This is a genomic window from Candidatus Arsenophonus triatominarum (assembly GCF_001640365.1).
In the GTDB taxonomy this organism is placed as follows: Bacteria; Pseudomonadota; Gammaproteobacteria; order Enterobacterales; family Enterobacteriaceae; genus Arsenophonus; species Arsenophonus triatominarum.
On the sequence record NZ_LWMI01000018.1, the window covers coordinates 1 to 21626 of the forward strand.

General features: G+C 40.8%; 25 protein-coding genes and 9 pseudogenes. 20 read left to right on the forward strand and 14 right to left on the reverse strand.

Annotated features, from left to right (window positions below; all coding sequences use genetic code 11):
- Nucleotides 1-104 precede the first annotated feature (104 nt).
- Together AYJ55_RS34810 and AYJ55_RS18360 are read left to right on the forward strand one after the other, a co-directional pair.
- Nucleotides 105-326, forward strand: coding sequence for an IS630 transposase-related protein (locus AYJ55_RS34810; protein WP_281181188.1), 222 nt, complete (start codon nucleotides 105-107; stop codon nucleotides 324-326).
- A 103-nt stretch (nucleotides 327-429) separates the two neighbouring features.
- Nucleotides 430-861, forward strand: coding sequence for a transposase (locus tag AYJ55_RS18360; protein WP_074168165.1), 432 nt, complete (start codon nucleotides 430-432; stop codon nucleotides 859-861).
- Nucleotides 862-1075: 214 nt separating this feature from the next.
- Here the strand turns inward: AYJ55_RS18360 and AYJ55_RS26995 are convergent.
- Nucleotides 1076-1285, reverse strand: a pseudogene (locus tag AYJ55_RS26995) (transposase); the annotation flags it as partial.
- A gap of 141 nt (nucleotides 1286-1426) precedes the next feature.
- Between AYJ55_RS26995 and AYJ55_RS36325 the strand changes: the two are divergent.
- The 3 genes and pseudogenes from AYJ55_RS36325 to AYJ55_RS18365 form a co-directional block, all read left to right on the forward strand.
- Nucleotides 1427-1717 (forward strand): annotated as a pseudogene (locus tag AYJ55_RS36325) (IS701 family transposase); the annotation flags it as partial.
- Nucleotides 1718-2422: 705 nt separating this feature from the next.
- Nucleotides 2423-2611 (forward strand): ATP-dependent Clp protease proteolytic subunit, encoded by a 189-nt coding sequence (locus AYJ55_RS36330; RefSeq protein WP_162505715.1) that lies wholly within the window; start codon nucleotides 2423-2425, stop codon nucleotides 2609-2611.
- A 133-nt stretch (nucleotides 2612-2744) separates the two neighbouring features.
- On the forward strand, nucleotides 2745-2966 hold the full coding sequence (locus AYJ55_RS18365; RefSeq protein WP_063657544.1) for a hypothetical protein: 222 nt from the start codon (nucleotides 2745-2747) through the stop codon (nucleotides 2964-2966).
- 232 nt (nucleotides 2967-3198) lie between these two features.
- Here the strand turns inward: AYJ55_RS18365 and AYJ55_RS29735 are convergent, their stop codons facing one another.
- The 4 genes and pseudogenes from AYJ55_RS29735 to AYJ55_RS18385 all read right to left on the reverse strand — a co-directional run bounded on the left by AYJ55_RS29735 (nucleotide 3199) and on the right by AYJ55_RS18385 (nucleotide 5370).
- A complete protein-coding gene (locus AYJ55_RS29735; protein WP_245677448.1) occupies nucleotides 3199-3444 on the reverse strand; it encodes a transglycosylase SLT domain-containing protein in 246 nt (81 codons plus the stop codon).
- A 579-nt stretch (nucleotides 3445-4023) separates the two neighbouring features.
- Nucleotides 4024-4582: pseudogene (locus AYJ55_RS27000) on the reverse strand (IS256 family transposase); the annotation flags it as partial.
- A 31-nt stretch (nucleotides 4583-4613) separates the two neighbouring features.
- Nucleotides 4614-4796: pseudogene (locus AYJ55_RS18380) on the reverse strand (transposase); the annotation flags it as partial.
- A gap of 43 nt (nucleotides 4797-4839) precedes the next feature.
- The gene (locus tag AYJ55_RS18385) at nucleotides 4840-5370 is read right to left on the reverse strand and encodes a hypothetical protein (protein WP_187153320.1); all 531 of its coding nucleotides are present in this window, start codon (nucleotides 5368-5370) and stop codon (nucleotides 4840-4842) included.
- Between the two features lie 10 nt (nucleotides 5371-5380).
- On the opposite strand from AYJ55_RS18385, the gene AYJ55_RS18390 reads away from it, so the two are divergent.
- Together AYJ55_RS18390 and AYJ55_RS18395 are read left to right on the forward strand one after the other, a co-directional pair.
- Complete coding sequence (locus AYJ55_RS18390) at nucleotides 5381-5746, forward strand: IS630 transposase-related protein (protein ID WP_063653415.1); 366 nt, start codon at nucleotides 5381-5383, stop codon at nucleotides 5744-5746.
- On the forward strand, nucleotides 5715-6203 hold the full coding sequence (locus AYJ55_RS18395) for an IS630 family transposase (RefSeq protein WP_063653499.1): 489 nt from the start codon (nucleotides 5715-5717) through the stop codon (nucleotides 6201-6203). Before AYJ55_RS18390 ends, AYJ55_RS18395 begins: the two co-directional genes overlap by 32 nt.
- A 5-nt stretch (nucleotides 6204-6208) precedes the next feature.
- On the opposite strand, the pseudogene AYJ55_RS27005 reads toward AYJ55_RS18395, so the two are convergent.
- Nucleotides 6209-6634, reverse strand: a pseudogene (locus tag AYJ55_RS27005) (transposase zinc-binding domain-containing protein); the annotation flags it as partial.
- Nucleotides 6635-7300: 666 nt separating this feature from the next.
- Entirely contained in the window at nucleotides 7301-8191 is an 891-nt protein-coding gene (locus tag AYJ55_RS18405; protein ID WP_063657548.1) for a dihydrodipicolinate synthase family protein, read from the reverse strand.
- Nucleotides 8192-8263: 72 nt separating this feature from the next.
- Here AYJ55_RS18405 and AYJ55_RS34820 point away from each other — a divergent pair, with 72 nt between their 5' ends.
- A complete protein-coding gene (locus AYJ55_RS34820) occupies nucleotides 8264-8398 on the forward strand; it encodes a hypothetical protein (protein WP_281181185.1) in 135 nt (44 codons plus the stop codon).
- 165 nt (nucleotides 8399-8563) lie between these two features.
- On the opposite strand, the gene AYJ55_RS34825 is transcribed toward AYJ55_RS34820, so the two are convergent.
- The 3 genes and pseudogenes from AYJ55_RS34825 to AYJ55_RS27010 form a co-directional block, all read right to left on the reverse strand.
- Nucleotides 8564-8695, reverse strand: coding sequence for a hypothetical protein (locus AYJ55_RS34825; protein ID WP_281181186.1), 132 nt, complete (start codon nucleotides 8693-8695; stop codon nucleotides 8564-8566).
- Nucleotides 8692-9857 (reverse strand): IS3 family transposase gene (locus AYJ55_RS18410; RefSeq protein WP_162505718.1). Its coding sequence is split into 2 segments (ribosomal slippage): nucleotides 8692-9602 and nucleotides 9602-9857, totalling 1167 coding nucleotides; the frame shifts between segments, so codons are not numbered across the junction. Before AYJ55_RS18410 ends, AYJ55_RS34825 begins: the two co-directional genes overlap by 4 nt.
- 74 nt (nucleotides 9858-9931) lie before the next feature.
- Nucleotides 9932-10137, reverse strand: a pseudogene (locus AYJ55_RS27010) (helix-turn-helix domain-containing protein); the annotation flags it as partial.
- Between the two features lie 142 nt (nucleotides 10138-10279).
- Between AYJ55_RS27010 and AYJ55_RS18420 the strand changes: the two are divergent.
- Nucleotides 10280-11179: a transposase family protein gene (locus AYJ55_RS18420; RefSeq protein ID WP_063653812.1), complete on the forward strand. Its 900-nt coding sequence runs from the start codon at nucleotides 10280-10282 to the stop codon at nucleotides 11177-11179.
- 161 nt (nucleotides 11180-11340) lie between these two features.
- Here the strand turns inward: AYJ55_RS18420 and AYJ55_RS18425 are convergent, their stop codons facing one another.
- Both AYJ55_RS18425 and AYJ55_RS18430 read right to left on the reverse strand, forming a co-directional pair.
- Nucleotides 11341-12519, reverse strand: a complete 1179-nt coding sequence (locus AYJ55_RS18425; protein WP_063657549.1) for a PD-(D/E)XK nuclease-like domain-containing protein — start codon at nucleotides 12517-12519, stop codon at nucleotides 11341-11343.
- Nucleotides 12520-12725: 206 nt separating this feature from the next.
- The gene (locus AYJ55_RS18430; protein ID WP_162505719.1) at nucleotides 12726-13301 is read right to left on the reverse strand and encodes a MarR family transcriptional regulator; all 576 of its coding nucleotides are present in this window, start codon (nucleotides 13299-13301) and stop codon (nucleotides 12726-12728) included.
- Nucleotides 13302-14401: 1100 nt separating this feature from the next.
- Here AYJ55_RS18430 and AYJ55_RS18435 point away from each other — a divergent pair.
- The 4 genes and pseudogenes from AYJ55_RS18435 (at nucleotide 14402) to AYJ55_RS18445 (ending at nucleotide 15823) form a co-directional block, all read left to right on the forward strand.
- Nucleotides 14402-14581: a hypothetical protein gene (locus tag AYJ55_RS18435; RefSeq protein ID WP_063657551.1), complete on the forward strand. Its 180-nt coding sequence runs from the start codon at nucleotides 14402-14404 to the stop codon at nucleotides 14579-14581.
- 271 nt (nucleotides 14582-14852) lie between these two features.
- Nucleotides 14853-14981, forward strand: coding sequence for a RepB family plasmid replication initiator protein (locus tag AYJ55_RS29740; RefSeq protein ID WP_162505720.1), 129 nt, complete (start codon nucleotides 14853-14855; stop codon nucleotides 14979-14981).
- Between the two features lie 68 nt (nucleotides 14982-15049).
- Nucleotides 15050-15486 (forward strand): annotated as a pseudogene (locus AYJ55_RS18440) (transposase); the annotation flags it as partial.
- Nucleotides 15487-15535: 49 nt separating this feature from the next.
- The gene (locus AYJ55_RS18445; RefSeq protein WP_063653771.1) at nucleotides 15536-15823 is read left to right on the forward strand and encodes an IS630 transposase-related protein; all 288 of its coding nucleotides are present in this window, start codon (nucleotides 15536-15538) and stop codon (nucleotides 15821-15823) included.
- A gap of 19 nt (nucleotides 15824-15842) precedes the next feature.
- Here the strand turns inward: AYJ55_RS18445 and AYJ55_RS18450 are convergent, their stop codons facing one another.
- Together AYJ55_RS18450 and AYJ55_RS18455 are read right to left on the reverse strand one after the other, a co-directional pair.
- A complete protein-coding gene (locus AYJ55_RS18450) occupies nucleotides 15843-16376 on the reverse strand; it encodes an IS630 family transposase (RefSeq protein WP_162505291.1) in 534 nt (177 codons plus the stop codon).
- Nucleotides 16300-16665, reverse strand: a complete 366-nt coding sequence (locus AYJ55_RS18455) for an IS630 transposase-related protein (protein ID WP_063653415.1) — start codon at nucleotides 16663-16665, stop codon at nucleotides 16300-16302. Before AYJ55_RS18455 ends, AYJ55_RS18450 begins: the two co-directional genes overlap by 77 nt.
- A gap of 19 nt (nucleotides 16666-16684) precedes the next feature.
- Between AYJ55_RS18455 and AYJ55_RS18460 the strand changes: the two genes are divergently transcribed.
- The 7 genes and pseudogenes from AYJ55_RS18460 to nanQ all read left to right on the forward strand — a co-directional run bounded on the left by AYJ55_RS18460 (nucleotide 16685) and on the right by nanQ (nucleotide 21593).
- A complete protein-coding gene (locus AYJ55_RS18460; protein WP_281181134.1) occupies nucleotides 16685-16966 on the forward strand; it encodes a transposase in 282 nt (93 codons plus the stop codon).
- A 50-nt stretch (nucleotides 16967-17016) separates the two neighbouring features.
- Entirely contained in the window at nucleotides 17017-17334 is a 318-nt protein-coding gene (locus AYJ55_RS29750) for a transposase (RefSeq protein ID WP_245677237.1), read from the forward strand.
- Nucleotides 17335-17337: 3 nt separating this feature from the next.
- Nucleotides 17338-17481, forward strand: coding sequence for a hypothetical protein (locus tag AYJ55_RS31075; protein WP_187153321.1), 144 nt, complete (start codon nucleotides 17338-17340; stop codon nucleotides 17479-17481).
- 549 nt (nucleotides 17482-18030) lie between these two features.
- Entirely contained in the window at nucleotides 18031-19521 is a 1491-nt protein-coding gene (locus AYJ55_RS18470; RefSeq protein ID WP_063653765.1) for an MFS transporter, read from the forward strand.
- 50 nt (nucleotides 19522-19571) lie between these two features.
- Nucleotides 19572-20261 carry an N-acetylmannosamine-6-phosphate 2-epimerase gene (locus AYJ55_RS18475; protein ID WP_063653764.1) on the forward strand — a complete coding sequence of 230 codons (690 nt, stop codon included), beginning with the start codon at nucleotides 19572-19574 and terminating at the stop codon, nucleotides 20259-20261.
- A pseudogene (nanK, locus tag AYJ55_RS18480) lies at nucleotides 20258-21132 on the forward strand (N-acetylmannosamine kinase). Before AYJ55_RS18475 ends, nanK begins: the two are co-directional and overlap by 4 nt.
- Nucleotides 21129-21593 (forward strand): annotated as a pseudogene (nanQ, locus tag AYJ55_RS18485) (N-acetylneuraminate anomerase). Before nanK ends, nanQ begins: the two co-directional pseudogenes overlap by 4 nt.
- The last annotated feature ends 33 nt before the right edge of the window (nucleotides 21594-21626 follow it).

Here is a 21626-nt window from a genome sequence, read left to right on the forward strand (position 1 = left end):
TGAATATAGCTAGACGACTTAATTTTGATTACAAGGTGTGTTATGAGTTATACAATTGATTTTCGACGTAAAGTAATATCTGTAAGGAAAGCGAAGGTTTAACAATTCGAGAAACTGCGAAACAATTCCGTATTGGAAAAGCGTCTTTAGTACGTTGGCTTAAACGACCAGAGCCAAAAAATTCAACGCCACGTAAGAGGAAGCTCGATAAAAATGCTTTAGCAAAAGATGTGGAACAGTATCCAGATGCTTACCAAAAGGAACGGGCAGAGCGATTCGGTGTTTGTAAAAGACTATTTGGCAATCCCTTAAAAAGCTGGGATTAACCTATAAAAAAAACTCTATTCCATCCAAAACCAACGAAAGCGACAGGCTGGCACATCAGCAAAAAAGACAACAGTATGAAAAAAAGATAAATCTGTTGTTTTTATTGATGAAAGTGGTTTTTCACATGACACTCCACGAACTCACGGCTATTCCCCAAAAGGTCACCGTTGTTTTGGCCTGAAAAACTGGGGTGCTAAGGGAAGAACAAATGTTATTGGCGCTTTATTGGGAACAACCCTTTTTGCTATCGGATTATTTGATTGCAATATTAATCGTGATGTTTTTTATGTTTGGATCACAAAAATATTGCTCCCAGAACTTCCTGAAAATTCTGTTATTTTTATGGACAACGCTAGCTTTCACAAAGGTAAGAATATTGAACAGGCAATTATAAACGCAGGACACCAGATAGAATATTTGCCTGTGTATTCACCAGATTTAAATCCTATAGAACATAAATGCTCTCAAGCTAAACGTAAAAAGATGGAAACAGGATGCACTATCGATGACCTGTTTTTAATACATATGCTGTAATCAAAATTAAGTCGCCTAGCTATATAAAGCCTGTTGCTCAATAGCAAAATTAATTATGACTTACAAAAAACCAGCCGATGATGATAAAATCATCAATTTTTGCATTAAAAACAACCTATGTAAGATTAAAAAATAAACTATTTTTGTATTTTTTAGATGTATCTAACTTGTTTTTATTTTAAGCAACTTTATTTCACTATTGAGCAACATGCTTATAGAGTAATTTTAATAAGCTGTTTTCATTAGGAAAAGCCCCTTTGGTTTTAGTTAATGTCCTAAACTGCCGATGAACCGCCTCTACTGCATTGGTCGTATAAATGGGTTAGGGTATCGAAAATAAGCACTGAGCAACTCCCATTTACTTCGTCAGGATTCTAGCACTATCGGGTATTTTTCACCCCCATTTCGTTTCCAGTTCATGTATAAGAAATTAATCCTAAGACTTCAATGAAAATTTTCATCCCGAATTTTTTTCGTTGAAATTCGAATTACTACTCACGAGTTTCGCAAGCTCCGAAAAAGAAGCATGAAAGTTCAAAACAAGAAAAATTAGGACGTTCATATTTTGTCCGGTTATCCATGCATTAAAAATATCTATAAAACATTCTTACAAGTAAGCAGTGTAAGATACTCTGGTTTGGCGTTATCAGAAGTAAGCTCATCGCCTTTATCTCATGACACTGTTAGCTGATGGCTAAAAAGTAGATGTTTTCGACCTAAAGACTTATGGCGATTAGTTCAACCTTCTATAGGCAAAAAAAGCCCTTGCGTACTAATTGCCGATGATACATTGATTGCCAAAACGCATAGTAAAAAAATAGAGATGGTCCATTATCAATATTCAGGTAATGAACATTATCACGAGTTTCGCACAGGCATATAAAATTCCAGAAATGGCTTAAAAGCAATGGTTAATTTGCAAGTTGCTAAAACGTATAAATTTGTTTAACTTAAATAAGTTGATTTTAATTTATAAGATTTTGTTTATTTATATATTATGCTGAATTAAACTTAAAAATAGAGCGTTTTTTTATTGGTGCGAAACTCGTGTCTGATTTGCTTACCGGCGTTGCACTGCTCCATGCAGTTGACAGGCGGCGCCGGAAAAGAAAGAATCCTTATCATCGAGTAGAACAATCTTATATCCATTTAATCTATTGAACGTTTTTAACAAGCGATGATAAAATAAGAACTATCAGCTTGAATATGGCGGTTTATCAAAAGCAAACTTTAATACTCTTAGATAAAGCTTAATTTGGGTGATTGTGCTGATGAGTGTGAAGATTCACACAACATGGCAGAAGAACTTTATTTTAATTTAAAACGGACACTAGAAAGATGATAATTTACGGCTTATGCTTTTGTGGCGAAAATGGTACAAATTTTTCTTATAAACGTCCTAATTTATTTTAATTAATTACAGGAAATAGCATGAAGTTTAGTTATAACCTTACTTATTTTTTTTTTTTTGGCTACACCTTAAATGCATCAGCAAATGTTACCGTAATAAAAAAGGAAAATATCAAAAACGAGAAAATCACATCAGCCAAGATAATTTATCATGTGCTATTACTCCAGAAGAAACCATGGAATTAATTCAGTTATTGATGAAATTAATAACAATTATCCGAAAACAAAAGATATAAAGTTATATATAAACAGCTTTGGCGGTAGCATGGAAAGTGCTTATATGGCTTATGAGCAATTAAACATTCTGCTATCCCTGTTATTACAATTAATACTGCAATAGTAGGTTCTGCTGCGTCAATCATTTACTGTGCTGGTCAAAGTCGACTTTCTTTTCCATTAGCAAATTTTATGTACATCCTGCTGCAACTCCTAATTTTAAAAATAAATATATCAGACCGAACGAAATAGATCTATTGCGTAAGGATGCAGAAATTGGCAATAATTTTTTTCGAGGTGTTTATCAACAATGTAGTAATTTAAAAAATGAAGAGTTACAGAAGATTCTTTTTAGTGAAGACTTCAGAAAATATATTCCAACGAATAAAGCACAGGAATTGAAAGTTGCTACGGGAGTTGCCGACGGGATAACTTTATCAGATATTTCTTACTATATTACTAATAAAATAAAGGACTAACTGTTATTCAGCTTTTTCATTTAATATTTTTTTCAGATTTTAATTTCTGATAGTTTTGATAAATTTTATTCGCATATTGATAACGATTTTAATTGATGTATTGATATTTTTCATTCCGGCGTTATACATTCCAACGGCTAGCCAATTTTACCGTAGATAGCAAAGTTACGACTTAAAATCATTGTGCCAAGGTGAATATTTAAACACGGATTATTTAATAACTCATGCTTTGTTAATGAGGGATATTCATTTTAATTACGTTAAAAGTTTTAGTATTAATCTGTATAATTCCTAAATCGAATGAACCATCTTTATTTTTGTTTTCTGCTTTTGGGTTAAAATTGGATACCTGCCAAGCAATGGCTCTTAAATAATCGGGGGCTATTTGATAATAAATTCTTGCTTTATCGAAGCAATCGGCGATGGCTAACTTTGAGATAAAAAGAAAAAATAGCAACATTAAATTTTTGATTTTCATCACCCAGCTCTTTATTCAAAAGTAAGAACAATTAGGCATATTGTCGCCCTATAAAGCAAAAATCTTTTTCAAAGAATTTCCAATAAAGACTATCAATTTTACCTACCTAAATCCGATTTTTCTACCACTAACTTACACACCACATACAAAATATTTATTTAATTTTATTAAAATTTATTTATCTAGTTCAGAATCTATTTAGATTCTAAATGGAATTTATGGAAAATCTTTTGTTTTATGCAACGAAGAAAAGTCAAGAAAAAACTTCATTATATATGTCAGATGAAAATCATAAAAAGTATCTGGAAGAGATAGAATATAACACGAGTTTCGCACAGGCATATAAAATTCCAGAAATGGCTTAAAAGCAATGGTTAATTTGCAAGTTACTAAAACGTATAAATTTGTTTAAATTACAATAAGTTGCTTTTGATTTATAAGATTTTGTCTATTTATATATTATGCTGAATTAAGCTTAAAAATAGAGCGTTTTATTGGTGCGAAACTCGTGTTGAGTAGCTTTCCAACGCCAAATCAGCATGATAGAGGAGGGTGTTCATAATTCTGTGTCAGGGGATTTTATATTTTGATTATACCATCTAGGCGCACTTTAAAATAGATGGACAATTGAGCAATGGTTAACGCCCAGTTACTAATCGGCATAGTCCATTTATTGGATACCTGATTGATGCCAAAGAGTAATTTTAATAAGCTGTTTTCATTAGGAAAAGCCCCTTTGGTTTTAGTTAATTTCCTAAACTGCCGACGAACCGCCTTTACTGCATTGGTCGTATAAATGGGTTTTCTAATGGCTTTAGGGTATCGAAAATAAGCACTGAGCAACTCCCATTTACTTCGCCAGGATTCTAGCACTATCGGGTATTTTCACCCCATTTCGTTTCCAGTTCATCAAGGGCAAGCTCAGCAGCCGCTTTAGTATCTGCACGATAAACCGGCTTAAAATCAGCCATAAAGGCTTTTTGGTCTTTACTGGCATATAACGTAAGCTATTGCGAATTTGATGAACTACGCATAGCTGAACTTCTGTCTGCGGGAAAATACTGGCTATCGCTTCTGGAAACCCTTTTAATCCGTCAACACAAGCGATTAAAATATCTTGTATACCACGGTTATGTAAGTGTAGTGGTTAACTAAAATTGGCCACTACAAGGTGTTAATGGCAGACCAGGCGATGTTTTCCCTTGACGTTCTAAACGAAGGGCTCTTACCCACCGGCTAATCGCTGAAAGACTGACGTTCATGCCTTTCGCGGCTTCCTGGTAGGTGTAATTTTGGTCAAGGACTAATTTGGCGGTTTCACATTTAAATTCAGCAGTAATTATTTTACTCATTTCGGCACCTATAAAAATTATGAGGTAAGCATATCACCTCAACTTAGGTGGCCAAATTTAGTATGCCACTACAGCCATCTGGAAATCGCCAAGCGTCGCCCGTGCCGTTTGCCAGTCTTGCCATCCAGACTTTACTCTCTTTTTTGGCTGGAATTAACCGCTTTTTGCTCGCTTTAATTTTTTCACGGAGTTGTATTTTTTCGTCCTCAGACAACTCGGCGGACAATACTGTACAATGCTCAACGATTTCAGCAAGGCTTTTTTCGTCGGTGGCATCGTCGAGGGCGATTAATGCGGCTTCCAGTTTTGGATTGGTTGCAGGTTGTGTTTCTTTGGGTGACACTGTCACCGTTTCTGCTTTTTGACTCAGTCTTTCGTTACGCTCACGGATAACATCCCTCAGAGATAGTCGTTTAAACGAAGCAGGAGCCATTGTGAGCGGTTTTTCTGTTGAATTTACTTTGGATACCTCAAACATCGAAAATAGCTCAGCGGCGCAAGGAAGACGTCTAGCGAGGCGATGAATCACGGTCTTGAGTGCCATTCTATAGCTAGGCGACTTAATTTTGATCACAAGGTGTGTTATGAGTTATACAATTGATTTTCGACGTAAAGTAATATCTGTAAGGAAAGCCGAAGGTTTAACAATTCGAGAAACTGCGAAACAATTCCGTATTGGAAAAGCGTCTTTAGTACGTTGGCTTAAACGACCAGAGCCAAAAAATTCAACGCCACGTAAGAGGAAGCTCGATAAAAATGCTTTAGCAAAAGATGTGGAACAGTATCCAGATGCTTACCAAAAGGAACGGGCAGAGCGATTCGGTGTTTGTAAAAAGACTATTTGGCAATCCCTTAAAAAGCTGGGATTAACCTATAAAAAAAACTCTATTCCATCCAAAAACCAACGAAAGCGACAGGCTGGCACATCAGCAAAAAAGACAACAGTATGAAAAAAAAGATAAATCTGTTGTTTTTATTGATGAAAGTGGTTTTTCACATGACACTCCACGAACTCACGGCTATTCCCCAAAAGGTCACCGTTGTTTTGGCCTGAAAAACTGGGGTGCTAAGGGAAGAACAAATGTTATTGGCGCTTTATTGGGAACAACCCTTTTTGCTATCGGATTATTTGATTGCAATATTAACCGTGATGTTTTTTATGTTTGGATCACAAAAATATTGCTCCCAGAACTTCCTGAAAATTCTGTTATTTTTATGGACAACGCTAGCTTTCACAAAGGTAAGAATATTGAACAGGCAATTATAAACGCAGGACACCAGATAGAATATTTGCCTGTGTATTCACCAGATTTAAATCCTATAGAACATAAATGGTCTCAAGCTAAACGTAAAAAGATGGAAACAGGATGCACTATCGATGACCTGTTTTTAATACATATGCTGTAATCAAAATTAAGTCGCCTAGCTATATGCAGTGCGACAAACAGCCCAATTTGAATACGGAGTTTTTTAGCCCATTTCAGCAGGGTGTCGGCGGCACAGGCAAAAAGCTGATTCAGTAGCGGCCAGTTGTGATTAAACGTTGGCCAGAGTTTATCCGGCATGGTAAAAGTGATGTGCTGCCATTCGCAGTCAGGCAGGATATATTGTTGCTCTGCTATCCACTGTTCGGTGGCTTTCATCCCGCAGGCATTGCAGCCTTTGCTTTTGCAGCTCTGGCAGAAATATTTGGTGTGCGGGCAGTAAAGGGAGGCGCAGCAATAACGGCGGATACCCATAGCGCCAGTGCTGCAAGCGAGCATCCGCTCGATGACCAGTTTAGTCCATTCGGGAACGGAAGGGCCGTGTTTAATAAGCCTGTTGCTCAATAGCAAAATTAATTATGACTTACAAAAAAACCAGCCGATGATGATAAAATCATCAATTTTTGCATTAAAAATAACCTATGTAAGATTAAAAAATAAACTATTTTTGTATTTTTTAGATGTATCTAACTTGTTTTTATTTTAAGCAACTTTATTTCACTATTGAGCAACATGCTTAATGAGTAACCGGTTCCAGCCGTCATCTATCTGGAAGAGTAGTTTTGCGGGTCGTGGAATGTACATGCACCGGATTAGAAGAAATAACGGTTATTGAGGAAAGTATCGGTTTAACAGAGTCTTAGCTCCCGCCGCAGGCTGGCTATTGTTCAGCAACATGCTTTGTATCATTTCAACTCGAAGAGAAGTTAGTTAGAGAGGAATATCAGGGGCTGTGTACCCCGGATAAGGTTGATGCTATTGATGATTAAATAACCTGAGTTCGGGATAAGGAATTTAATTTTTAATTATATATTCAAATACTTACTTAAAAAGTATTACATAAAATACGTGCTTGATTTTGATTTTTTTCATGATTTTAGAAGAGAGAGTAGGTTGTTTTTTAACCTACCATTACTAAAAATCTTTACTTTTTTTATCATTTTATTGATTTTAAAAGGTTTTTATTGATAAATGAGCTATTTTTATTTTCTCATAACTACCGCTTATCCCGAACTCAGGTTAAATAAAGTCGGCAGCACGAAATGCTTCCAGCGCGACGCATTTTTGTTCTGCTGTTATCGGGCGCAGAGGACGACGCGGATCGCCGAGATTAATACCATGCAGCTGCATTGCCAGCTTCCCTGCCGCGACACCGCCGAACTGAACCAGTACGCGAATAATAGCGATGACTTTATCCATACAGGTGGCGACATCCTGATGATTCCCCTGATTGAAGCTGTCTATCAGTCGGTAATAAAGCGGCGCTGCGTAATTATAGGTGCTACCCACCGCACCAACGGCGCCACAAGCTAAGCCGGCTGGTAAAAACTCATCCACACCGAATGGAATATCGAATTTGCCGTTGTTGACGCGCAGACAGCGCTGGTACTCATACATGTCGCTGGAGTTAAACTTCATGCCGGACAGGTTCGGGATTCTATCTGCTCCGGCAATCAGGAACTGCTCCATATCAAGGTTCAGACCTGACATACCTGAGTGGTAGTAATAAAAGCCTTTTGACGGCGCTGCAGCGGCGATAATACGGCAGTATTCCACAAGATCATCGACGGTAGATGGTTTAAAGAAGCAGGGGCCAATGACAGACGTGGCGAAAATATCCAGTGTTTCTGCATGGCGGCTCAGCTCCAGTGCATCGGCAATGCTGAGCGCTCCCGTATGCAGTGTGATGCTTAACTGCCCCTGGCTTGCTGAGACCCAGCGTTCAGCAATTTTTTTACGCTCCTCCACGGAACAGTGGATACCTTCCCCTGTCGTTCCGCACACGTAAGCGCCTTTAACATCCTGGCGAATCAGGTGTTCGGCAATCTGATCGATAACGGGATAGTTGACTTCGCCGTTCGCATCAAAAGGTGTGTGGGGAGCCGCAATGAGACCTGTTAACTTTGTCATGTAAACCTCTGGTGGTGTTTTTCTTCTCAAATTTATTTTATTTGAAATAATACTCCATATTAGGAAGTGGCAATGTTTGTTGCAACAGGATACCGGCAGGTAGGGAAACGAGATCACCAGATTGTGACGGGCGACACTAAATTCGGTCTATTTGAATATGGACACGAGTTTCGCACCAATAAAAAAACGCTCTATTTTAAAGTTTAATTCAGCATAATATATAAATAGATAAAATCTTATAAATTAAAAGCAATTTATTGTAATTTAAACAAATTTATACGTTTTAGTAACTCGCAAATTAACCATTGCTTTTAAGCCATTTCTGGAATTTTATATGCCTGTGTGAAACTCGTGGATGTGTTGATACATGTTTCACCAGGTGACTTTTTTAGCGGGTTTTTTATCTTGCTGGGCTAAAGGATAAACAACCTTCGTTAACATTTTTCGCATCCGTGCTGATGGACTTAAAAAACCGTAATAGCGGATCATGTGTGTAGTGGTCAACTAAAATTGGCCACCCTACCTGACTGTTCACGGAACAGTCGCTCTGATTCGTTTGGCGTTAATCCACCGTTATACCAGTGAGGTCTTATATCGCTATAGTAGTGGGTTATGTAGCGAATAATGGCTGACTGAGCAGTACTAAAGCTTTGGTAGCCAGTCGTTGGCACCCATTCTGTCTTCAGACTACGGAAGAATCGTTCCATCGGACTATTATCCCAACAATTCCCTCTGCGACTGATACTTTGGGTCATCTGATAACGCCACAATGCCTGCCTATACTGACGACTGGTATAATGACTTCCCTGATCACTATGGAACATCACCTGTTTGGGATGCCCACGTAGTTCCCAAGCCATTTGTAGTGCTTTGGCGGTTAATTCTGAGTCTGGTGCAAATGACATTGCCCAGCCCACCGGTTTTCGGGCAAACAAATCCAATACCACAGCCAGATAGGCCCATCGTGAGCCTGTCCAAATATAGGTTACATCGCCGCACCAAACCTGGTCAGGCTTTGTAACAGCGAACTGCCTATTGAGCAGATTTGGAATATCAATACGTTCATTTCCACCGCGGTTGTATTTATGTTTTCGCTCTTGGCAACTGACGATGATTAATTCTTTCATCAACTTACCCGCTAACCACCGCCCAAGTTTCACGTTGTGTGTATTGGTAACCATCGTGGCGATAGTCCTTGCGCCAGCAGAGCCGCCACTAACGTTCCACGCTTCGCTGACTAGGCTACGTTTTATCGTCCGCTCAATATCTGGCTCCTTAGGCCGACACCAATAGCGATAACTGCTTCGGTGAACATTAAAAATACGACACAAAGTTTTCACCGGATAAAGCACTCTTAGCTTTTCAACTACCGAAAATTTTTCAGTGAGTCGGACATTAAGAGCGCAGTAGCCTTTTTTAAGATGTCATTCTCTATTTCCAGCCGGTGGATTTTTTTCTTCATTTCTCTGAACTCAATTTGTTCAGGTGTTAATGGCAGACCAGGCGATGTTTTCCCTTGACGTTCTAAACGAAGGGCTCTTACCCACCGGCTAATCGCTGAAAGACTGACGTTCATGCCTTTCGCGGCTTCCTGGTAGGTGTAATTTTGGTCAAGGACTAATTTGGCGGTTTCACATTTAAATTCAGCAGTAATTATTTTACTCATTTCGGCACCTATAAAAATTATGAGGTAAGCATATCACCTCAACTTAGGTGGCCAAATTTAGTATGCCACTACATATCTACTCTATTTTTTACGTTAGGCACCCGTCGATTTTGATTAATTAAATCGTCTATCCCACCATCGTTAACAAGTTCCTGGTAGCGATAAAACGTATCTCGGGATACCCCCATAATCTTACAGGCTTTTGAGACGTTATTAAGCTCTTCAGCGAGGTTAAGTAACCCGACTTTATGTTTGAGATAGGATTATTTGTTTGATACATAGAATTACCTTTTATTTAATTATCTAATGATGTTAATAAAAACCGGTAACGATCTTTAAAATAGTTGCTGAATAGAGAGTTGCATTTTTTGTCACGCTATAGACAATAAAAAGAGGTTTAACTTAGAAAATAACGGTTTGAAATGATCAACAAAGAGCGGTTGTTACGAGATAATCGTTTATGTAAAGCAATCATTGGATTATCAGTCGAAGAATTGAAAAATTTAGCCGCTGAATTTTCAGCTTGTTATTTGATTTATCGGAAAAAGAATCGAAAAGATCACGAGCGGCAGATGGGTGCAGGGCAGAAAGGATTTATCCCAACCCCATTAGATAAACTGCTTTTTATTTTATTGTATTTAAAATGTTATCCGACCTATGATTTGCAAGGACTTCTTTTTGGTTTAGATAGAACACGGGTATGTCGCTGGGTAAAAATATTATTGCCGGTTTTAGAGATGACCTTGGGGCGAGAATGTGTTTTGCCCGCTCGTCAAATTCGCTCTGCTGAGGAATTTTTTCGCGCCTTTCCTGGAGTTAAAGACGTCTTTATTGATGGGACAGAGCGACCTGTCCAAAAGCCTAAGAATCTGCGTCGGCGAAAAAAAATGTATTCGGGAAAGAAAAGACAGACCACTCGAAAAGGGCTTATTATGACTGACGAAACGAGGAAAATTGGATTTATCCCCATGATCAAAAATGGGCGCCGTCACGATAAACGCTTACTCGATAAAGTCGATATAATTCGCCATATTCCCCCTGAGGTAACCATCTGGGCCGATACCGGTTTTCAAGGTATAGATAAACAGCATCCTAATACACAAATCCCAAAAAAAGGAACTCGAAAAAGACCTTTATCGCCTGAACAAAAACAAGAAAATAAAATAATCTCGGGCATCCGTATTACGGTTGAACACGCCATCGCGGGTATCAAGCGCCTCGGTTGTATGACCCAAATTTTACGGAATCGTAGACCCTTTATTGATGATACCTTTTTACTCCTTAGTGCCGGTCTTTGGAATTTCCATCTCAGAACAGCCTAAAATTTACTTCAATCACCGAAATACCCTTATTTCACTATTAAGCAACACGCTTTAAGTTAAGATTAACACACTTTACACGATGGAAAACAACTTTGGAGAGAGAAAGATTTAAATCAAATTTAACCTGACAGGTACTGTATAAATAACCGGCAACTTTCAGATCAAGTATGAGCTACTACAGATAATTCCGGCTCGCCGTTTTCGAGTAGTTCTGAAACCAGCGGATAAGCCAGCGCAGAATCACGCATCAGCTCAATTTGCTCAAAGTCGTCTTTTTTGAGCACAATTTGATTGTTGACTACGGCTTGAGCTTCAAATTCTGCCAATGCCTGTTTACCGTCTTTGGTTCTCAAATCAACGTATGGCGCACAAAGGTATTGCATTTCAAAACACTCAGGCTCTAGAATAGCCGAGTGAATCGCAGTACCAATCAAGAGCGCCCCTTGTTTTTTATCGTCCTGTCTTGGGGCGTTCTTGTACCAGTCTAGCGCCCCCAATCCTCCCCGTTGCACCAACCTAATTTGCGTACTCGAATAACCGTTTGCCGCGTGATAGGTGCTATTTGACAAACGGCAAACAATCAAGCTCTCTGTGGGTTTCAACGCATCCACACAGCCGTTCAACATCTCAAGCGTGATATTTTCACCGCTCATGATTTTTCCGTTAACGGGAGGAAAAGCAGAGAAGATAGAGTTGTCGTCTATGTTTGTGACTTTTAAGTTAATTAATTGTTGCCCTTCTGTGCAATTATTAACCAATTCTTCAGGTACTATATTCGCCTCGCTTTTTTCCGCTTCTCCCACGTTTTCCACAGACATAACGACAGATTTAGTGGATAACTTTGTTGATTGCGTTAATAACTGATTATATTTTCCACACTCAAAAAGATGAATCGCTATTCCCTTGATTTCGCTTAAAGAGATACTTTTGTCTGCTTCCTGTATTTTCACGGACAACAATTCACGAAGTTCGGTGTATTGCTCAAAAATCTCTGGCTCTTCTGATGGATTGGCCAACAAATCCTCCGCATCGCGAATCTCGCCTTCGTCGTATTCTTCCTGAACACCAAATATCGTGAGTAAAGCGCAAAACTGGTCTATGCCCTGTTTTTCGATAATATCCGTCTGTTTTTCGGTATTAGCGAAATACTCTTCAACGCTAATTTCTTCCAATCTGGGCGATTTGTAAAAACAGCAGTTTGCGCCGTCAGTCTCAAAGATATGTTGAGAGGCCAATTTCTTGGCAGCTATTTTCGTCTCAGAGGAAAGATAGATGAAATTTGTTGTCTTACCCTTCTCGTGGTCAACGTTAGTGATGATGGTTGCTTTGAAGTATTTCATGCCGCACCCCCAACTCGCTGGAGAATTCGGGCACGCTGACGAAGGGTTAAATTGCGTGAGGTTCGAACGAATAACTCGATGATTTGATTTTGCGCTTCAATTACGCGCACGCGGAAGGTAGACTTTTTCATTAGCCTTACTCCTATCACATGTAGGTTTAGGGTTAGCTGGTAGTAAGAGAGGAAAGCTCTTGCTATCAGCGATAGTTAATATTTTATGTCAGACTCAACATCTTCATTATCTGAAAAATATTTTTCATACTTTGATTTGATAAAAGGAAAATTTTTGATTTCTATAGACTCCCAATCTTCTTTACTTTTATCTTGTTCTGCTTCTGTTGTAATAATATTTGCTGAAAAGGTTGCATACCGCCTATTTTTTGTATCACTACACCAAAATACTTTCTCGTTGACGATATAAGCATTAGCTGTGCCTATCTTTAGGATTTTAATCCATCTTTCTTGCTCTAATATTTTTACAGCTTTGTGTATTGATTGACGGCTCACTTCTAATAGTTGGCATAGAGCTTTTTGGCTGATAATAATGCTATTTTGTCTGTTCATTTTCTCACCTAAAAGAATTAATATCTTTAAAGATAGCCCACTTCTGTCTTGCAGTTTTCGCATTTCTTTCATCGCACTTCTGCTTACTTGAACAAAGTTTGCAGATATTTTATTTACCCTATCCTCAACCTCTTTTTTTGCTAGAAGATCAAGTAATTTAGCTTTTTCGTCTCGTAATCTATCAACTTCATTCTTTAGGTAATTTTCATCTATCATCATGTTGCTCTATATGTAAATCATGAGATTACAATAAGTGTATATTTAATTTACACCATGTCAAATAAAAATAACTCTTAGTATTATTATGTAAACCTCTGAGGTTTACATATATGTAAACTCATATAGTTTACATATTTTTTTAATAAAAATTTGATTTAATTATAAATTATTAATCTGTCTTTCTACTTCTTTCTTTACTAGGGAGCAAAAGACAACTCATTAGCAACAAACTAATCTCCGCTTCGTCGTCAACGTTGTTCAATGCTCGTAAACTCAGATAATAAAACTGAATTTATTAAAAATAATCCCAAAAATCCTTAAAATTAAAACGCCCACCGCTCGCCACAGCCAAGAGACCGAGCAACGCGAGCGAACGGGCGAGGAAGCGGAAGATAACCGGAAATTAAAGGGAACACAGTCACGCGAAAATCACAAAATACTAATTTCTTCCAATCTGGGCGATTTGTAAAAACAGCAATTTGCGCCGTCAGTCTCAAAGATATATTGAGAGGCCAATTTCTTGGCAGCTATTTTCGTCTCAGAGGAAAGATAGATGAAATGTAGTAGCTCAGACTTAACCTGACAGGTACTGTATAAATAACCGGTAACTGTCAGGTTAAGTCTGAGCTACTACAAAACAGCGGGGCGGTTATCCAATCTGGCACGCCAGGAAAAAGCTCACGAGGGCTAATGAGAGTTTGCCACAGTGACAAAAGGTAAAACGCACATCAGGGCGACCCTGATAGGTGCGCCGAAATCCGTTGAGGGTATAGGTGTATTTCATGCCGCACCTCCGACTCTATTCAGAATTCGGGCACGCTGGCGGAAAGTTAAGTTGCGGGATTTTTCAACAAATAGTTTAATTGTGTAATTCGGTGCTTCACAGATGAGCACGCGGAAGGTAGACTTTTTCATTAGCCTTACTCCTAGTTATTGTAGGTTTAGGGTTAGCTCTGTGTAGGTGTTACAGCACTTACATAGAGCGACTATATTTAAAACTTAAAAAGATTGAATTAATAACGCAACAAAAAAGAAAGTCAATTTTTTTGTTGCGTTTTTTTGTTTAGTTGATACTATCATTACAGTTAAAGGAGAAATTTATGTCAAAAAAAATCGTCTATGATGATTATGTATCTATAAGAATCCCAAGAGAAGTGAAAGAAAAAATAGACAAAATAAGAATGATTAAAAAATCACAAGGATATGAAAAATATAGATTAATTGATGCAGTTATGGAGGCAACTAACATGTTAGAAGAATCACTATCAAAAAAAAATTAAACGACTTTTTACTACGGCTATTATTAAGTGATAATAAAATGGCATGGTTTATTTAATGATAAAAATGCAACAGTAAGAAAAGTAACTAACTGATATATAATAATTTATATAAATTCAAGTCTTTCTAGACTTCAATTTTATCCACAGAAAAACGCTACGGCTTATTTTATTTAAAGTTTTGTTTATAAAGGAATAATTAACTAACAAAGTTAAAAGAAATATAAATAAAAACAGTCACGAATAATTATTTTCACATCAAAAGGATTAAGAAATGAGTGCAACTTTAGATAGAGATCCAAATTACAACTTAGTACAAAGTAACGATTTGATTAATGCTAGCTATAAACATAACCGTAATGAAATGCGTCTACTTGTATTAGCTTTATCTAAAGTAGTGTAGTGGCATACTAAATTTGGCCACCTAAGTTGAGGTGATATGCTTACCTCATAATTTTTATAGGTGCCGAAATGAGTAAAATAATTACTGCTGAATTTAAATGTGAAACCGCCAAATTAGTCCTTGACCAAAATTACACCTACCAGGAAGCCGCGAAAGGCATGAACGTCAGTCTTTCAGCGATTAGCCGGTGGGTAAGAGCCCTTCGTTTAGAACGTCAAGGGAAAACATCGCCTGGTCTGCCATTAACACCTGAACAAATTGAGTTCAGAGAAATGAAGAAAAAAATCCACCGGCTGGAAATGGAGAATGACATCTTAAAAAAGGCTACTGCGCTCTTAATGTCCGACTCACTGAAAAATTTTCGGTAGTTGAAAAGCTAAGAGTGCTTTATCCGGTGAAAACTTTGTGTCGTATTTTTAATGTTCACCGAAGCAGTTATCGCTATTGGTGTCGGCCTAAGGAGCCAGATATTGAGCGGACGATAAAACGTAGCCTAGTCAGCGAAGCGTGGAACGTTATAGCTAGGCGACTTAATTTTGATTACAAGGTGTGTTATGAGTTATACAATTGATTTTCGACGTAAAGTAATATCTGTAAGGAAAGCCGAAGGTTTAACAATTCGAGAAACTGCGAAACAATTCCGTATTGGAAAAGCGTCTTTAGTACGTTGGCTTAAACGACCAGAGCCAAAAAATTCAACGCCACGTAAGAGGAAGCTCGATAAAAATGCTTTAGCAAAAGATGTGGAACAGTATCCAGATGCTTACCAAAAGGAACGGGCAGAGCGATTCGGTGTTTGTAAAAAGACTATTTGGCAATCCCTTAAAAAGCTGGGATTATAGCTAGGCGACTTAATTTTGATTACAGCATATGTATTAAAAACAGGTCATCGATAGTGCATCCTGTTTCCATCTTTTTACGTTTAGCTTGAGACCATTTATGTTCTATAGGATTTAAATCTGGTGAATACACAGGCAAATATTCTATCTGGTGTCCTGCGTTTATAATTGCCTGTTCAATATTCTTACCTTTGTGAAAGCTAGCGTTGTCCATAAAAATAACAGAATTTTCAGGAAGTTCTGGGAGCAATATTTTTGTGATCCAAACATAAAAAACATCACGATTAATATTGCAATCAAATAATCCGATAGCAAAAAGGGTTGTTCCCAATAAAGCGCCAATAACATTTGTTCTTCCCTTAGCACCCCAGTTTTTCAGGCCAAAACAACGGTGACCTTTTGGGGAATAGCCGTGAGTTCGTGGAGTGTCATGTGAAAAACCACTTTCATCAATAAAAACAACAGATTTATCTTTTTTTTCATACTGTTGTCTTTTTTGCTGATGTGCCAGCCTGTCGCTTTCGTTGGTTTTTGGATGGAATAGAGTTTTTTTTATAGGTTAATCCCAGCTTTTTAAGGGATTGCCAAATAGTCTTTTTACAAACACCGAATCGCTCTGCCCGTTCCTTTTGGTAAGCATCTGGATACTGTTCCACATCTTTTGCTAAAGCATTTTTATCGAGCTTCCTCTTACGTGGCGTTGAATTTTTTGGCTCTGGTCGTTTAAGCCAACGTACTAAAGACGCTTTTCCAATACGGAATTGTTTCGCAGTTTCTCGAATTGTTAAACCTTCGGCTTTCCTTACAGATATTACTTTACGTCGAAAATCAATTGTATAACTCATAACACACCTTGTAATCAAAATTAAGTCGCCTAGCTATAATCGTGATGTTTTTTATGTTTGGATCACAAAAATATTGCTCCCAGAACTTCCTGAAAATTCTGTTATTTTTATGGACAACGCTAGCTTTCACAAAGGTAAGAATATTGAACAGGCAATTATAAACGCAGGACACCAGATAGAATATTTGCCTGTGTATTCACCAGATTTAAATCCTATAGAACATAAATGGTCTCAAGCTAAACGTAAAAAGATGGAAACAGGATGCACTATCGATGACCTGTTTTTAATACATATGCTGTAATCAAAATTAAGTCGCCTAGCTATATTAATCTTTCTGATATTCTTTCCAATATTACCCATCTCACCCTTTATCTCGGATTTTATCTAAAGAAACCCCCTGCCTCGCTCAGTCGCTTAAAACATTATTCCGGCGAAGATAACATCACGTTACGTTATAAGAGCCACCGCACGAAAAAACAGGAAGACTTGGTCATGACATCCGATGAATTTATTACCCAGTTTGCGTCTCATGTGCCAGAAAAATGGTTTCACATGATCCGCTATTACGGCTTTTTAAGTCCATCAGCACGGATGCGAAAAATGTTAACGGAGGTTGTTTATCCTTTAGCCCAGCAAGATAAAAAACCCGCTAAAAAAGTCACCTGGTGAAACATGTATCAACACGTCTTTAAAGTCGATCCACTTGCTTGTCTCTTATGTGGGAAAAAATTACTTTTCGCAGAAATGAATTTTGGATTGAATCGTAAAGAACTTATGGCGCGTCACCATGATCTGGTTTGTTTGCGGTGGCGATAAAAACTCACGACAGGGTAGATCTATCCTTTTGTTCAAAATTGATTAATAATTAATCGTTTTTTAACCATCTATTCCGTTTCTTAATCTCAACCTTCAACATAATTTTGGCAAAATTTAGAAGAAAATAAAAAGGGTTTCATCATGGCGCAGGTTAATGAGTAACCATTTCGGGTATTAATTTCTTATACATCAAGTATTTTCCCTGCTTTGACCGGCGAAATCGTAGTCGTCATCTCTTCCCTGCTGTTTACGCAATTATTGGGCTCCCATGATGGGGTACAGCCCAACGTTGTGCAATATGAATTGCTAAAAAACAGTATGGCGGCAGGGTATATCCTGAACGACAAAACATATTACGTCTCATCGCGTGAGTCAGATCGCATTTTTTCATATTCGCCTCCTGGGTACATGACCTCATTCACACATTTCATGATGCCCCATTGCGGTGTAATACTTCTAAAAAATAACTTAATTGGAGTTTAATTTTAGAAACTCCCGTCTGTTTTTGGCCCTACAGCATAAACACTTTGCTCATAACAGGAGAGCAATATGAATAGAACAATAAGTACCACTCCATGGTATAAGCAGCTCAATAAGTCGCAGTGGCGGGCGTTTTTCGCTGCCTGGCTTGGCTATTTACTGGACGGTTTTGATTTCGTTTTAATTGCTCTGGTGCTGACTGAAGTTCAGAGCGAGTTCCAGCTAACCACCGTTCAGGCGGCGAGTATTATCTCTGCAGCATTTATCTCCCGCTGGTTTGGTGGCTTACTGCTCGGGGCGATGGGTGACCGCTATGGCCGCCGCCTGGCGATGGTCAGCAGTATTATTCTTTTTTCCGCCGGCACGCTGGCCTGCGGCTTTGCGCTGGGATATACCTCCATGTTTATCGCCCGCATGATGATCGGGATGGGGATGGCAGGGGAGTACGGCTCCAGTGCGACCTATGTCATTGAAAGCTGGCCGAAACATCTGCGTAACAAAGCCAGCGGCTTCCTGATATCCGGTTTTTCTGTCGGCGCCGTTGTGGCGGCGCAGGTATACAGCCTGGTGGTACCCGTCTGGGGCTGGCGTGCCTTATTCTTCCTCGGTATCCTGCCAATTATTTTAGCGCTGTGGTTGCGTAAAAATATTCCGGAAACGAAAGACTGGGAAGAACACCAGACGAGGAAAGCACCGATACGGACAATGGTGGATATCCTCTATCTCGGAAAATATCGTACCATGAATATCGTGATGACACTGGTCGCGATAGCTGCTCTGTGGTTTTGCTTTGCTGGGAACCTGCACAACCCTCTCGTGGTGATTGCGCTGGCGCTCATTTGTGCTGTTATCTTTGTCAGCTTTATGGTGCAGAGCAGCGGAAAACGCTGGCCGACCGGTGTGATGCTGATTGTTGTCGTTTTGTTCGCGTTTCTCTATTCCTGGCCTATCCAGGCGCTGCTGCCAACCTATCTTAAAAGCGAACTGGCATACGATCCGGCGACGGTTGCGCAGGTTCTTTTCTTCAGCGGATTCGGCGCGGCCATCGGCTGTATTGTTGGCGGATTCCTTGGCGACTGGCTGGGTACGCGTAAAGCCTACGTTTACAGCCTGCTGGCATCACAGGTGCTAATTATTCCTGTCTTTACGATCGGTGGCTCCAGCATCTGGGGCCTAGGTATCCTGCTCTTTTTTCAACAGATGCTGGGGCAGGGGATCGCAGGGATCTTACCGAAACTGATAGGTGGTTATTTCGATGCCGACCAGCGTGCTGCCGGTCTGGGCTTCACCTATAACGTCGGAGCTCTGGGCGGTGCGGTAGCGCCGGTCATCGGTGCGCTGGTTGCGCAGCATATGAATCTGGGCACGGCGTTGTGGTCGCTCTCCTTTGGATTAACGTTTGTGGTGATCCTGCTGATTGGCCTGGACATGCCGTCCCGCGTACAGCGCTGGGTCCGCCCTGAAGCGCTGCATACCCATGACACTATTGACGGTCAACCGTTCAGTGGCGCAATGGCTCGTAACCACAAAGCGGATGTCCCGCTTTGCAGTAAACACTAAATTAACGTGCTCGGCGCTGTCGGGCGCAAATTGAAGTAATGGGTAGTGCCATGTCTTTATTTGATACTTTGGATGTAAACGTTAAAAAATTGGGTGAGCTCATTGTTTCCTGCCAGCCGGTACAGGGCAGCCCGTTAGATAAACCTGAAATCGTCGCGGCCATGGCGCTGGCGGCGGTACAGACGGGCGCGGTCGCAGTACGTATTGAAGGCATTAATAACCTGAAAGCGACGCGCAAGCTTATTTCAGTACCGATTATTGGCATCATCAAGCGCGATCTGTCTGACTCACAGGTGCGCATTGCGCCGTTCCTGGACGATGTGGATGCTTTGGCGCAGGCAGGCGCGGATATTGTCGCTTTTGACGGCACGGATCGCCCACGCTCGGTCAGTGTTGAAGCAATTATTGAACGTACTCACCAGCAGGGCTGCACGGCGATGGCGGACTGCTCCAGCCTGGAAGACGGTACGCATTGCCACAATATTGGTGCGGAAATTATCGGTACTACGCTCTCAGGGTATACCATGGATGTTGTGCCGGATACACCAGATTTCCCGCTGGTGCAGGCGCTGAGCGCAAAAGGCTATCGTGTGATTGCCGAAGGCCGGTTTAACTCCCCAGCTCTGGCGGCGCAGGCCTTACAACACGGTGCGTGGGCGGTAACCGTCGGTTCCGCGATTACACGTCTTGAACACATCTGCCAGTGGTATCGCGAAGCACTGGCTGAGGTTTCGGCATGACAACATTAGCGATTGATATCGGCGGCACGAAGCTTGCCGCTGCGCTGATTGATGCGCAGCATAGCGTGCTGGAGAAAAAAACGGTGCCGACGCCGGCCAGCAAAACGCCGGTAACGCTGACAGAAGCGTTAAGCGCACTGGTCGCGCCTTTCGAAGGGCAGGCGTTACGGGTAGCGGTAGCCTCCACGGGAATTATTCGCCACGGCGTACTCACGGCGTTAAACCCTGATAACCTCGGCGGACTGGCGCAATTTCCCCTGACGGAAACGCTGGTGCGGTTGACGGGGCTACCGTGCCTAGCGGTGAACGATGCGCAGGCAGCAGCCTGGGCTGAATATCACGCCCTGCCTGCTGACGCGAGCGATATGGTGTTCATCACCGTTTCAACGGGCGTGGGCGGCGGTATTATTTGCAACGGCAAGCTCCTGCGGGGAAAGAGGGGCTAGCAGGGCATATCGGCCATATGCTGGCCGATCCGCATGGTCCGCGCTGCGGCTGCGGCCGTACCGGCTGTGTGGAGGCTATCGCCTCCGGCAGGGGTATTGCCGCGCTGGCGACTGACGATCTGCACGGTATGACGGCCAGAGCGATTTTTGCGCTGTCACAGAACGGTCATCCCCAGGCTATGTCGTTGATCCACCAGTCGGCGAGAACGGTTGCCCAGCTGATTGCTGACATGAAGGCAGGCTATGACTGTCAGTATGCCGTGCTGGGCGGCAGTGTCGGGCTAGCACCCGGTTATCTCGCCCTGATTGAGGCATATCTGGCGCAGGAGCCTGCAGTCTATCACGCGAAAATTTTGGCTGCACACTATCAGCATGATGCCGGCCTGCTGGGTGCGGCATTGTTAGCAGAGGAAAATGCATTATGATTATCGGCAATATCCACCACCCGGAATGCGCTGGCCTGTCCCCCGTCCTGCTTCAGGCCGTGATTCTGGCCGTAAAAGCGAACCCACAGAAGTGCGATCCGGGCGTTATGATTTACAGGGTGATGATATTTATATGAACGTCATGCGCCTCTCCACACAGCCAGCGCAGAGTAAAAAAGCGGAGCTGCACGAAAAATTCATTGATATTCAGATCCTGCTGGAAGGCGAAGAGATAATCCATTACGGCGTGACCGGCAGCACCCGTAAGTGTGATGCGTGGCATAAAGAAGATGATTACCAGCTGTGTGCGGAAATTGCCGGTCAGCAACAGGTGGTGCTGGAACCCCGGTATGTTTGCCATCTTCTTCCCCGGTGAACCACATAAGCCGTGTGTGCAGGGTACACAAAGCGCTGAGATTAAAAAAACTGTGGTTAAGGTTAACCATGCACTGCTTGCGTGATAAGGCTTTCGCCCTATTATTTAGTAGTGTTCA

Excerpts from the sequence above, each read along its gene's own strand:
- AYJ55_RS36330 (WP_162505715.1), top strand. The coding sequence starts at position 2,423 with ATGTGCTATTACTCCAGAAGAAACCATGGAATTAATTCAGTTATTGAT.
- AYJ55_RS29735 (WP_245677448.1), bottom strand. The coding sequence starts at position 3,444 with ATGAAAATCAAAAATTTAATGTTGCTATTTTTTCTTTTTATCTCAAAG.
- AYJ55_RS18390 (WP_063653415.1), top strand. The coding sequence starts at position 5,381 with ATGAGTTATACAATTGATTTTCGACGTAAAGTAATATCTGTAAGGAAA.
- AYJ55_RS18405 (WP_063657548.1), bottom strand. The coding sequence starts at position 8,191 with ATGACAAAGTTAACAGGTCTCATTGCGGCTCCCCACACACCTTTTGAT.
- AYJ55_RS34820 (WP_281181185.1), top strand. The coding sequence starts at position 8,264 with ATGTTTGTTGCAACAGGATACCGGCAGGTAGGGAAACGAGATCACCAG.
- AYJ55_RS18420 (WP_063653812.1), top strand. The coding sequence starts at position 10,280 with ATGATCAACAAAGAGCGGTTGTTACGAGATAATCGTTTATGTAAAGCA.
- AYJ55_RS18425 (WP_063657549.1), bottom strand. The coding sequence starts at position 12,519 with ATGAAATACTTCAAAGCAACCATCATCACTAACGTTGACCACGAGAAG.
- AYJ55_RS18430 (WP_162505719.1), bottom strand. The coding sequence starts at position 13,301 with ATGATGATAGATGAAAATTACCTAAAGAATGAAGTTGATAGATTACGA.
- AYJ55_RS18435 (WP_063657551.1), top strand. The coding sequence starts at position 14,402 with ATGTCAAAAAAAATCGTCTATGATGATTATGTATCTATAAGAATCCCA.
- AYJ55_RS29740 (WP_162505720.1), top strand. The coding sequence starts at position 14,853 with ATGAGTGCAACTTTAGATAGAGATCCAAATTACAACTTAGTACAAAGT.
- AYJ55_RS18445 (WP_063653771.1), top strand. The coding sequence starts at position 15,536 with ATGAGTTATACAATTGATTTTCGACGTAAAGTAATATCTGTAAGGAAA.
- AYJ55_RS18455 (WP_063653415.1), bottom strand. The coding sequence starts at position 16,665 with ATGAGTTATACAATTGATTTTCGACGTAAAGTAATATCTGTAAGGAAA.
- AYJ55_RS31075 (WP_187153321.1), top strand. The coding sequence starts at position 17,338 with ATGTATCAACACGTCTTTAAAGTCGATCCACTTGCTTGTCTCTTATGT.
- AYJ55_RS18470 (WP_063653765.1), top strand. The coding sequence starts at position 18,031 with ATGAATAGAACAATAAGTACCACTCCATGGTATAAGCAGCTCAATAAG.
- AYJ55_RS18475 (WP_063653764.1), top strand. The coding sequence starts at position 19,572 with ATGTCTTTATTTGATACTTTGGATGTAAACGTTAAAAAATTGGGTGAG.